Genomic DNA, 11,079 nt, shown 5'->3' on the forward strand with positions numbered 1-11,079 from the left:
ACCGCCGCCGTCATCGCCTCGGTCGCCGTCGCGGCGAGACCCGAGACCTCCAGCGACAGCCCCACCACAACCATCCCTGCGATCAGCAACAGGATCTGCGGCCGCAGGCCGCGGTAGGCCTCGTCGGCGCTGATCACCCGCGTCAGGATCAGAAGCACCGCGCCCGTGAACGCCGAGGCCGCGATCGGCGCATAGCCCAGCGCCGCCACCGCGATCACGCCGACGAACACCGCGAGCGAGGCCATCGCCCGAGGCAGGTCCAGCGGCCGGGGCTCGGCGAAGAGGCTCGCGTCGCCCACCGAGCCGTCGCCGCTGCTGGAGGCTGTCGCCCCTTCCACCGCCTTCTCGAACGACGCCCCCTCGCCGCCGCGCCCGTCGCGCAGCAGCCGGGGCGCGAACACCAGCAGGTAGAGCCCGCCGGCCGCGGCGATGATCAGCGCCACGGGCGTGATCTCGAACAGGCCGAACGCCGGTTGGCCCGCGCTGCGCGCCATGTCGTTGACCAGCAGGTTGGTCGAGGTGCCGATCAGGGTGCACGACCCGCCGAGGATCGTGACGTACGACAGCGGGATCAGGAAGCGGCGCGGCGGCAGCTTCTGCGAGAGCGCCACGTCGCGGACCACGGGCGCAGCCAGCACCACGATCGGCGTATTGTTGAGGAAGGCCGAAGCCATTCCGCACAGCAGTATCACCAGCCACAGGCCCGCCGCGCCCATCCGCCGGCACAGTGCGATGGCGCGCCGGATCAACGCATCCAGCAGCCCCGACAACTCCATCGCGTAGGCGATGACGAACAGCGAGGCCAAGGCGATCAGGGCCGGACTGGCGAACGCGCCTTGCGCCTCGACCGGCCGGATGACGCCCAGCCCCAGCAGCGCCGCCGCGCCGGCCAGCGCCACCACGTCCGACCGCAGCTTGCCCCAGATCAAAGCGGCGACGACGGCGCAGAGCACCGTGAGCGCGGCGACTTGGTCGAAGCTCATGCGGCCACAGTAGGCCAGCCGGGCGCGGGCTGCTATCGTCGGGCATGACCTGCGCCGAAGGGAACCGGCGGCGCGCCGCCGCCGTCCTGCTCGTCCTGGCCCCGCTTGCCCTGGCCTTCGCCGCCTGCTCGCCGCGCGAGCGCCCCGCGCCTGCGCCGGCCGAGCCGAAAGCCCCCGCGCCTGCTCCGCCCCTGGCCCCGCCCACGCTCTCCCGGGCGGAGCTGCTGAGGGTGGTCGCCGAGGCTGCCGACGCCAGCGCCGCCGGCGCGGCCTATCCGAACGCCGCCCGTGAGCTGGACGGGCGCCGGTTCGTCCTTCGCCTGCCGTTCGGCTGCGAGGGGCCGTCGGCCGAGGCCGCCGATACCCGCCTCGGCTATTCCGTCGACGTGAAGCGAAACGCCCTGCGGCTCACCGCCCGCCCGGAAGTGTGGACCCAGGCTGGCTGGGCGCGCGCCCTCGTGGGTGGGGCCGACGTCGAGAGCATCGAAGGGTTCTGGCTCAGCCGGCCGTGGACCGCGTCCGAGGCCTGCCCGCCGCTGCCCGCCGTGGCGGCGGCCGTTCCGCCGACGCCGGAGACGGTTGGCCTGGCCCAGCCCTTCGCCGAGGGCGGCTCGCGCCTCCTGCGCCGCGGCGACCGGCCTTACGAGGCGACCGTGAAGCTGCCGGACGGCCAGCCGCCCGGCCCGGGCGGCTTCCGCCTGGTGCTGGAAGGGCGCATCGCCGCCGGCGCCGACGGCCGCACCGTCGCCTGCCTGAGCGAACACCCCGACCGCCGGCCTGTCTGCCTGGCCCGGGCCCAGCTGGACCGGGTGGCGTTCGAGACCCCCGCGGGCGAGACCCTCGCCGAATGGCGTAGCTGATCGCTAGAACCGGTACCCCACGCCGACGCGCAGGTTGCGGCCGGGCAGCGGGGCGATGTCCTTCAGGAACGAGGCGTGCTCACGGGCCTCGGTGTCGGTCAGGTTGCGGCCTTCCACGAAGACCTTGAAGTCCTTGTCCTTCAGCGGCCGCACCGTCAGCGAGGCGTTCAGCATGGTGTAGCCGTCGGTCGGCAGTTCGAAGGCCGCGACGCGCGTCTGTTCGCCCACCCGACGCACCTCCAGCTGGCCGGTCCACCAGCCGCCCTCGAACACCCCGCGCCCCGTCGCCGACCAGGGCGGGATCCGCGCCGGCGCGCCCAGGTCGGTCTTGCCGTGGACATAGTCGGCGCTGGCCTCCAGCCGGAAACTGCGCTCGCCGTCCTCCCACAGGCGGTACGAGCCCTCGAGCTCGGCGCCGTAGAACGTCGCGTCGGTCTGCACGAACTGGTGGATGGGCAAGTGGCTCTCCTCGTCCTCCTCGCCCGTGGGCGCAAGGTCGATGAAGCCCTCGTACTTGGCCGCGAACAGGTGGGCGTCCACGTTCCAGCGCCCGTTCCCGTAGTGGCCGGTCAGGTCGACCGAGTACGACACTTCCGAGTCCAGGCTCGTGTCGCCGCGCTCGTAGGAGCGCGTGGCGGGGTGCGGCCCATCGGCGAACAGCTCCTCCTGCGACGGCGCGCGCTCGGTGCGCGAGCCGCTGAGGGCGAAGAACCAGCCGTCGGCCGGCCGGATGAAGCCGCCCAGCGAGCCCGAGATCGCGGTGAAGTCCCGCTCGCCGATCGTGCTGTCGAGCTCCTTGGTCTCCAGCCGCAGGCCGCCCTCCACGCCCCAGCGCTCGCGGTCGAAGCGCTGCAGGGTGAAGACGCCCCACTCGGTCGTCCGGGTCGGCGGCACGAAGGCCTCTTCGCCCTCGGCCTCGAAGTCGCGCCTCAGGCCCTGGACGCCCACGGCGCCCTGCCAGCCGTTGCGGTCCGGCTGGATCAGCTCGAGGCGGCCCTCCCAGCCTTCCGAGAAGAACTGGGTCCCGACCTCGCCGTCCTCCAGCTCCTTGTGGGTGTAGTCGGCATAGCCGGCCGCAAAGCGCACCTTCTCGAACGGGCCCAGGTCCATCCGGTATTCGCCGCGCAGATCGTAGCGGGTCTGCTCGAGGTCGATGGCGACGGCGTGCTCCTCGCCGTGTTCCTCGTGCTCCTCGTGCTCTTCGCCCTCGTGATCGTGATCATGCTCATGCTCGTGCGCATGGCCGGGCACGCCGTAGTTCGTCTCGGTTCGCTTCACCGAAACGCCCAGGTAGCCGCGCTCGCCCACGTAGGAGAGGCCCGCGCCGTAGGCCGAAAGCTCGGTGAAGGTGTTCTCGACCTTGCTGTCCACCGGACCCGGCCACGCCTCGCCGTCGGCCTCCAGCTGGCGGCGGGACTCCGGGAAGGTCGGGACCTCGTAGTCCTTGGTCTCGCGGCGCACGCCGTCCAGGCTGACGACCCAGTTGCCCACGCCCGCCCGCAGCGCGCCCGAGGCCTGCCAGCCGTCGTCGACCGTCGAGCCCGAGGCCAGCAACCGGCCCTCCACGCCTTCGATCGGAGCATCGGCGATGCGGTCGTCGATGATGTTGACCACGCCCCCGATCGCCGAGCCGCCGTAGGCCAGGGCCGAGGGGCCGCGCAGCACCTCGATCCGCTCGGCCTCTTGTGGGTCGGTGGCGACGGCGTGGTCGGGAGAGAGCGCGCTGGCGTCCACCTGGCCCAGGCCGTTCGAGAGCACCAGCACGCGCGGTCCCGAAAGGCCGCGGATCACCGGGCGGCTCGCGCCCGGGCCGAACGCGCTGGAGCGCACGCCGGCCACGCCGCTCAGCACGTCGCCGATTCCGCCGGCCGGCGCCTGGTCCAGCTCGTCGCGCTTCAGGATGTCGACGCTGGTGGTCGCCGAATCCAGGGTGACCGCATAGGGCGCGGCGGTCACCACCACCTCCTCCACCTGCTTGGTCTGGGCGAGAGCTGGCGTGGACAGCAGGACGGCGGCGGAGGCGAGGAGGACGGCGCGCGACATTTTTCACAAACCCAGGCACTTGCGACGAGGCGTCACCGTTATGAAATAACATAACGTCCCGTCAAGCCGTTGCCGACGCAGCGGAACCGGGTTAGCTCAAAGGCGATGTCGCACCAGCACTGCCATCATCACGAGACGACCCACTCGGGCCTGAAGGGCGCGGCCCTGCGCCAGGCCCTGGGCGCGGCCGAGAGCCGCTGCGCGGAGACCCAGGAGCGGCTGACGCCGCCGCGCCGGCGGGTGCTGGAGCTGCTGCTGGCCTCGGAAGGCCCGCTCAAGGCCTACGACCTGATCGCGGCCTTCGGCGAGGCCGGCGAACCCGCCAAGCCGCCGACGGTCTATCGCGCCCTGGAGTTCCTGGAGCGCCTGGGCTTCGCGCACCGCATCGAGAGCCTCAACGCCTATGTCCCCTGCCGCATCGAGGGCGGGCATGCCGCGGCGTTCCTGATCTGCGAGTGCTGCGGCGCAGCCGAGGAGTTCGAGCCCGACTTCGCTCCCCAGCTCGCCGCCGCCGCCCGCGCCGGCTACAGCGTCCGCTCGGTGACCCTCGAGGCCCGCGGCCTCTGCGGAGCCTGTCGCGAGCACTGAGCGTTCTCCGCGCCTGATGCGCAAACAGATCTACCTCGACTGCGACGGCGTGCTGGCCGACTTCGACAAGGGGGCCGAGAAGGTCCTGGGCATGCCGCCCCGGGTGTTCGAGAAACGCTACAATCCCGGCCTGTTCTGGAAGCGTCTGGCGACCGCGCCCGACTTCTTCGAGAACCTCGAGCCGATGCCCGACGCCTACGAGCTCTACGAGGCGGTGAAGCACCTTAGGCCCATCATCCTGACCGGCCTGCCGCGGGGGAACTGGGCCGAGCCGCAGAAGCGCCGCTGGGCCGAGCGCTGGTTCCCCGGCGTCGAGGTGATCACCACCATGGCCGCCCTGAAGCGCGAGCACTGCCACCCCGGCGACGTCCTGGTCGACGACCGCGACAAGCACCGTCACCTCTGGGAGGCGGCCGGCGGCAAGTTCGTCCATCACAAGAACGCCCGGAGCTCCATCGAAGAGCTCCGGGCGCTCGGGTACCTTTAGCGGCCTACCAGAACACCATCCGCACGACCTGCACGACGCGCCCGGTGAAGCGGTCGACCAGCAGCACGTCGGGGCCCACGCGCACCCAGTCGAAGCCCGGCGGCGGCCAGGGCAAGCCATACGCGTACCAGTCGTTCAGGCGGTAGCTCGATCCGTACCAGCCCCACGGCAGGTGGTCGCCGTAGCTCCAGCTGCGGACGTAGAAGCCCGGCGGGGCGATCCAGCGTCCGGCGCGGTACCGGCGCTGGCTGTGGTAGCTGAAGGGATAGCGCCCCTGGCTCCAGTACGGCCGGTCGCCGCGGCGGCGGTCCCGGTCACGGTCGTCGCGATCCCAGCGATCCCGGTCTTCGCGGCTCCAGCGGCCATCCCAGCGCCCGTCGCGGTCGCCGCCACGCCGGCCGTCACGGTCCCAGCGACGGTCGCCGTCCCGTTGTCCGTCGCGGCTCCCATCGCGTAGCTGGCGGCCGTCCCACTGGACGTTTCCGCCGTTCCAGCGGCGGGCGTCGCGCGCCTCGTCGCGGTCCTCGCGGTCGATCTGGTCGGCGGGCGACACGACCGTACGGTCGTCGCCGTCATTGTCGGTCCAGCGGCCGGGCCGGCGCATGTCGGGGCCGCCGCGGCGGTCGCCCCGTTGCCCGTCGGCTCTCTGGCGTTCGGCCCGCCACAGTTCCCGCTGGGCTTCGCCGGCCCGCGGCGCCTCGCGCGCCTGCGGGGCCTGAGGAGCCTGAGGAGCCTGCGGCGCCTGGCGCGCCTCCATCGACGGCCGGGCCTGGCGGGCGCCCTCGCCGCCGTTCCAGCCGCGGTGCGGCCGCTCGCGCGCGCCGTCCTGGCGAAACTCGGTGCGGCGCTCGCCGCCCCGGTCGCGGCCGCGCTCGCCACGCTCCTGCGCCGCGGCGGGCAGGCTCGCCGCCGCCAGCATCAGGACCGCCAGCGCGGTCATCGTCTTCGTCTTCATCGTGATCACTCGTGCCGACCTGCAATCCGCAGGCCGCGGGCTTCCCTCTCGACGCCAGCTAGCGGCTGCCAGGCTGAACCGTGCTTGAACGAACCGCAGGTCCGCTCCAACTGTGCCGGTTCAGGTCAGACGAGGGATCGGAACACCGTGGTCGCGACGCCGCACGACATTCTGGGCTTCTGGCGCCAGGCCGGGCCCGCCAAGTGGTTCGCCCGCAACGCCGCCTTCGACGAGGCCATCCGGCTGAAGTTCGAACCGACACACCACGCCGCCGCCCGCGGCGAGTACGACGCCTGGGCTGGCACGCCTGAGGGCGCGCTCGCCCTGGTCATCCTGCTCGACCAGTTCCCGCGCAACCTCTACCGCGGCTCAGGCCACGCCTTCGCCACCGACGGCAAGGCCCGCGCCGTGGCCAAGGCCGCCGTGGCCCGCGGCTGGCACCGCGAGGTGGAGCCTGGTCTCGCCCAGTTCTTCGTCCTGCCCTTCGAGCACTCCGAAGACTTGGCCGATCAGGACCAGGGCCTGGCGGTCGCCCGGGAACTCGGCGACGCCGAGGTCATCAAGTGGGTCGAGATCCACCGCGACATCATCGTCCGCTTCGGCCGCTTCCCGCACCGGAACCCGATGCTGGGCCGCATCACGACACCGGCCGAGCAGGCCTTCCTCGACGACGGCGGCTTCGCGGGCTGAGGCGGTTAGCCCGCCGGCTTGTCGGCCGCGGGCGTTTCCGCCGGCTTGGCGGCGGCCTTCGGCTTCTCGGTGACGCAGACCTTGCGCGAAAGGCGCGTGCCGGACACCTCGGGTTCCTTCACGCACGTCTTCTTCGGCTTGGCTTGCGGCGCGGGCTGCGACGGGGCCGCGGCAGGGGTTTCGGCGCCGGCGGCGGCGTCAGGCGCGGCGAACAGGGCCAGCGCCATGAGGGCGGAGGTCAGCATGATCAATCACCTACATTAAAAACTGCACGCGATTAGACGCATATCAACGGTCGGCCAAGTTTGTTTTTCGTAATGTGGGGATGGACGGCTGCGGCCTGTGGACGCCGCCCGTAAACCGCCTGTTCGCGAATCGATTCGTGCGCGAGGCTCGACACGCCATGAACGCCCACGTCTCAATCGCCGATCGCTACCAGGCCGCGCCGGACCACCCCGAGCGCCAGTACCTCGATCTGCTGGCCGACATCCTGGCCAACGGCGCCCAGCGCGGCGACCGCACCGGGACCGGCACCCTGGGCGTGTTCGGCCGCCAGATGCGCTTCGACCTGGCCAAGGGCTTCCCGCTCCTGACCACCAAGAAGCTGCACCGGAAGTCGATCATCCTCGAACTGCTGTGGTTCCTGCGCGGCGACACCAACGTCCGCTGGCTGCAGGAGCGCGGCGTCTCCATCTGGGACGAGTGGGCCGACGACCGCGGCGAACTGGGCCCCGTCTACGGCAAGCAGTGGCGCTCGTGGGCCGCGCCCGACGGCCGCGTGATCGACCAGATCGCCGCCGTGGTGCAGAGCCTCAGAGCCAACCCCGACAGCCGCCGCCACATCGTCTCGGCCTGGAACCCGGCGGAGGTCGAGGACATGGCGCTGCCGCCCTGCCACTGCCTGTTCCAGTTCTTCGTCGCCCCCGACAAGGACGGCGTGAAGCGCCTCTCCTGCCAGCTCTACCAGCGCTCGGCCGACGTGTTCCTGGGCGTGCCGTTCAACATCGCCAGCTACGCCCTGCTCACGCTGATGATGGCCAAGGTGACGGGCTACGAGCCCGGTGAGTTCGTCCACACCCTGGGCGACGCCCACCTCTACCTGAACCACCTCGACCAGGCCCGACTGCAGCTGTCGCGGGAGCCCCTGCCGCTGCCCCGCCTGCACCTTGCTGACAAGGACGACCTGTTCGGCTTCGAGTACGAGGACTTCAAGCTCGAGGGCTATCAGGCGCATCCCTCGATCCCGGCCCCCATCGCGGTCTGACGTGGGCGAGCGGCTGACCTTCGCGGAAGTCTCCGAGGCGGCCGCCCGCATCTCCGACATCTACGCCGGCAAGTACGCGATCGACCGCGACGACGACTGGTTCCTGCTCAAGCTGCAGGAAGAGCTGGGCGAGCTCGCCCAGGCCCACCTGCGCCTCTCCGCCCGCGGCCGCGGCGAGGCCACCGAGCAGGACCGCGCCGACGAAGCCGCCGACGTGCTCTGCATGCTCCTCCTCTACTGCCGCCGCTTCGGCATCGACCCCGACGCCGCGGTGCGGAAGAAGTGGCTGAGCTGGCTGGAGCCGGCCTAGGCGGGAAGACCGACTGGCGCACCCCGCTGCCCCGGCCTAGGTTCGCGCCAGTTCAGGTTCGGGGGACGTTCGATGCAGGGTTGGAGACAGCGGCTCGGCGCCGCAGCGATGGCGGTCGTGCTGGCGGCCCCGGGCGCGCCGGCGCTGGCGCAGACGAAACCGCCCCAGCCCGCCGCCAAGCCCGCGATGAACCCGGCGCCGGCGCGGCGCGCGGGCGAGGGCCTCGGCCCCTACCGCAAGCTGGTCATCCGCGGCGTCACCCTGATCGACGGCACGGGCGCGCCGCCGCGCGGGCCGGTCGACATCGTCATCGAGGGCGACAAGATCTCCGACGTCCGCCAGGCCGGCTGGCCGGGGCTCGCCCTGAAGGCCGACCGCGAGCCCCGTGACGCCGTCCACGAGATCGACGCCACCGGCATGTACGCCCTCCCCGGTTTCGTCGACATGCACGTCCACGGCGGCGACCCGAAGAAGTCGCCGGACCTGGAATACGCCTACAAGCTGTGGCTCGCCCACGGGGTCACGACGGTGCGCGGCGTCAGCCTCGCCCCGCACGACATCGCCGTCGTGGAGAAGGCCCGCAGCGCCCGCGGCGAGATCGTCGCGCCCCGTATCTACAACTACCAGACCCTCGGTTCCGGCTGGTCGGGCGGCCGCATCGACGGCCCGGCCAAGGCGCGCGCCTGGGTCCAGTGGGCGGCCAAGAACGGCGTCGACGGCATCAAGTTCTTCGGCTGGAACGACGAGACGCCCGAGGTGATGACCGCCGCCCTCGACGAGGCCAAGAAGGTCGGCCTGGGGACTGTCGCCCACATCGCCCAGCCCGGCGTCGCCAACATCAACGCCCGCCAGTTCGGCGAACTGGGCTTGGGCACCGTCACCCACTTCTACGGCCACTTCGAGTCGATGCTGAAGGACGGCCGGCTGCAGAAGTACCCGGCCGACTACAACTTCTACGACGAGGCCAAGCGCTTCGGCGAAGCCGCCGAGATCTGGGACGAGGTGGAGCCCGGCTCCGAGGCCTGGTTCGACTACCTGAAGGCCCAGAAGGCGGCCGCCGTCACCTTCGACCCGACCATGACCATCTACGCCGCCTCACGCGACCTGATGCGGGCCAGGAACGCCGACTGGCACGCGACCTACACCCTGCCGACACTGACCGACTATTTCGTCTCCACGCGCGACAACCACGGCAGCTACTTCTTCGACTGGACCACGTCGAACGAGGTCGCCTGGCGCAACTTCTACAGCCACTTCATGCGGCTGATGAACGACTACAAGAACCTGGGCGGGCGGGTGACCACCGGCTCGGACAGCGGCTTCATCTGGAAGCTGTACGGCTTCGGCTACGTCGAGGAGCTGGAGCTCCTGCAGGAGGCCGGCTTCACCCCGCTGGAGGTGGTCCAGGCCGCCACCGTGAACGGCGCGCGCACGCTGGCCGAGGCCAACAACCAGCCGGTCAGCTTCGGAATCGTGCGGCCCGGCATGAGCGCCGACCTGGTGATCGTGCCCGAGAACCCGCTGGCCAACTTCAAGACCCTGTACGGAACGGGCCACCAGCGGCTCTCCGCCGACAACCGGATCGAGACCGTCGGCGGCGTCCGCTGGACCGTCGTCCGCGGCGTGGCCTACGACGCCCGCGCGCTCCTCGCCGACGTCAAGGCCATGGTCGACAACCAGAAGGCCGAGCGCGCCGCCGCCCGCTGAGCAGCCAGGCGGCGGCGCCCCGTCCCCTCGCCTCCCCGTCTAGGCCGGCATCGTTGCGCGCTTGCGCACGCGCGGGATGTCGAAGCGGTCGGCGTTCATCACCTTGGTCCAGGCCCAGATGAAGTCGTCGACGAACATCCGGCCCGCATCCGCCGAGCCGTAGACCTCGGACAGCGCCCGCAGCTGCGAGTTCGCGCCGAACGCCAGGTCGGTGCGCGTCGCCGTCCACTTCTGCTGGTCGGTCTTGCGGCACGTGCCGACGAACACCTCGTCGGCGTGGCCGTCCACCTGCTTCCACGCCGTGCCCATGTCGAGCAGGTTGACGAAGAAGTCGTTGGTCAGCTGGCCGGGCCGGTCGGTGAACACCCCGTGCTTGCTGCCGCCGTGGTTGGCGCCCAGCACGCGCAGGCCGCCCACCAGCACCGTCATCTCGGGCGCGGTCAGGGTCAGCAACTGCGCGCGGTCCACCAGCAGTTCCTCGGTGGGCACGCTGAAGGCCACCTGCAGGTAGTTGCGGAAGCCGTCGGCGCGAGGCTCCAGCACATCGAAGCTGTCCGCGTCCGTCTGCTCTTCCAGGGCGTCCACCCGGCCGGGCGTGAACGGGACCGTCACGTCGTGGCCGGCGTCGCGGGCGGCCTTCTCCACCGCGGCCGCGCCGCCCAGTATGATCAGGTCGGCGATCGAGACCTTCTTGCCGCCGCTCGCGCCGCGGTCGAAGTCGGCCTTGACCCGCTCCAGCGTGCTCAGCACGCGGCTCAGGTTATCGGGCTCGTTGACCTCCCAACTGCGCTGCGGCCGGAAGCGGATCCGGGCCCCGTTCGCGCCGCCGCGATGATCCGAGCCGCGATAGGTCGACGCCGAGGCCCAGGCCGTCTTCACGAGGTCGGGGACCGACAGGCCGCTGCCCAGGAGCGTGGCCTTGAGGGCGGCCACGTCGCCGTCGTCGATCTGGGCGTAGTCGGCCTTGGGCAGCGGGTCCTGCCAGATCAGGTCCTCGGCCGGGACTTCCGGGCCCAGGTAGCGGATCTTCGGCCCCATGTCCCTGTGGCACAGCTTGAACCAGGCCCGGGCGAAGGCGTCGGCGAACTGGTCGGGGTTGGCGTAGAACCGCTCGGAGATCTTGCGGTACTCGGGGTCGACCTTGAAGGCCATGTCGGCCGTGGTCATCATCGTCGGGACCCGGCGGTGGGGG

Annotated in this window: 12 protein-coding genes; 7 read left to right on the plus strand and 5 right to left on the minus strand. The window is 71.3% G+C overall.

Annotation, left to right across the window (positions count from 1 at the left end; genetic code table 11):
- The coding region (locus RIF93_RS14250) for an SLC13 family permease (RefSeq protein ID WP_309092113.1) at window positions 1–983 on the minus strand (983 nt) is incomplete at its 3' end.
- Window positions 984–1,027: 44 nt separating this feature from the next.
- Here RIF93_RS14250 and RIF93_RS14255 point away from each other — a divergent pair.
- Window positions 1,028–1,843, plus strand: a complete 816-nt coding sequence (locus RIF93_RS14255) for a hypothetical protein (protein ID WP_309092114.1) — start codon at window positions 1,028–1,030, stop codon at window positions 1,841–1,843.
- A gap of 3 nt (window positions 1,844–1,846) precedes the next feature.
- Here RIF93_RS14255 and RIF93_RS14260 read toward each other — a convergent pair whose 3' ends face one another.
- Window positions 1,847–3,886, minus strand: a complete 2,040-nt coding sequence (locus RIF93_RS14260; RefSeq protein ID WP_309092115.1) for a TonB-dependent receptor domain-containing protein — start codon at window positions 3,884–3,886, stop codon at window positions 1,847–1,849.
- Window positions 3,887–3,991: 105 nt separating this feature from the next.
- On the opposite strand from RIF93_RS14260, the gene RIF93_RS14265 reads away from it, so the two are divergent.
- Together RIF93_RS14265 and RIF93_RS14270 are read left to right on the plus strand one after the other, a co-directional pair.
- The gene (locus tag RIF93_RS14265; RefSeq protein ID WP_309092116.1) at window positions 3,992–4,474 is read left to right on the plus strand and encodes a Fur family transcriptional regulator; all 483 of its coding nucleotides are present in this window, start codon (window positions 3,992–3,994) and stop codon (window positions 4,472–4,474) included.
- Between the two features lie 16 nt (window positions 4,475–4,490).
- Window positions 4,491–4,961, plus strand: a complete 471-nt coding sequence (locus RIF93_RS14270) for a hypothetical protein (protein WP_309092117.1) — start codon at window positions 4,491–4,493, stop codon at window positions 4,959–4,961.
- A gap of 4 nt (window positions 4,962–4,965) precedes the next feature.
- On the opposite strand, the gene RIF93_RS14275 is transcribed toward RIF93_RS14270, so the two are convergent.
- Window positions 4,966–5,916 carry an RcnB family protein gene (locus RIF93_RS14275; protein WP_309092118.1) on the minus strand — a complete coding sequence of 317 codons (951 nt, stop codon included), beginning with the start codon at window positions 5,914–5,916 and terminating at the stop codon, window positions 4,966–4,968.
- Between the two features lie 147 nt (window positions 5,917–6,063).
- On the opposite strand from RIF93_RS14275, the gene RIF93_RS14280 reads away from it, so the two are divergent.
- The gene (locus RIF93_RS14280; protein ID WP_309092119.1) at window positions 6,064–6,606 is read left to right on the plus strand and encodes a DUF924 family protein; all 543 of its coding nucleotides are present in this window, start codon (window positions 6,064–6,066) and stop codon (window positions 6,604–6,606) included.
- 5 nt (window positions 6,607–6,611) lie between these two features.
- Here the strand turns inward: RIF93_RS14280 and RIF93_RS14285 are convergent, their stop codons facing one another.
- Entirely contained in the window at window positions 6,612–6,851 is a 240-nt protein-coding gene (locus tag RIF93_RS14285; RefSeq protein ID WP_309092120.1) for a hypothetical protein, read from the minus strand.
- A gap of 158 nt (window positions 6,852–7,009) precedes the next feature.
- Here RIF93_RS14285 and RIF93_RS14290 point away from each other — a divergent pair, with 158 nt between their 5' ends.
- From RIF93_RS14290 to RIF93_RS14300, 3 genes are all read left to right on the plus strand, one after another.
- The gene (locus tag RIF93_RS14290) at window positions 7,010–7,870 is read left to right on the plus strand and encodes a thymidylate synthase (RefSeq protein ID WP_309092121.1); all 861 of its coding nucleotides are present in this window, start codon (window positions 7,010–7,012) and stop codon (window positions 7,868–7,870) included.
- 1 nt (window position 7,871) lies between these two features.
- A complete protein-coding gene (locus tag RIF93_RS14295; RefSeq protein ID WP_309092122.1) occupies window positions 7,872–8,180 on the plus strand; it encodes a phosphoribosyl-ATP pyrophosphohydrolase in 309 nt (102 codons plus the stop codon).
- A 72-nt stretch (window positions 8,181–8,252) separates the two neighbouring features.
- Window positions 8,253–9,887: an amidohydrolase family protein gene (locus RIF93_RS14300; RefSeq protein ID WP_309092123.1), complete on the plus strand. Its 1,635-nt coding sequence runs from the start codon at window positions 8,253–8,255 to the stop codon at window positions 9,885–9,887.
- 39 nt (window positions 9,888–9,926) lie between these two features.
- Here RIF93_RS14300 and RIF93_RS14305 read toward each other — a convergent pair.
- Window positions 9,927–11,079 (minus strand): peroxidase family protein (locus tag RIF93_RS14305; protein ID WP_309092124.1); only part of this gene is annotated, 1,153 nt, incomplete at its 5' end.

The sequence above is a fragment of the Phenylobacterium sp. genome (assembly GCF_031181185.1).
In the GTDB taxonomy this organism is placed as follows: Bacteria; Pseudomonadota; Alphaproteobacteria; order Caulobacterales; family Caulobacteraceae; genus Phenylobacterium.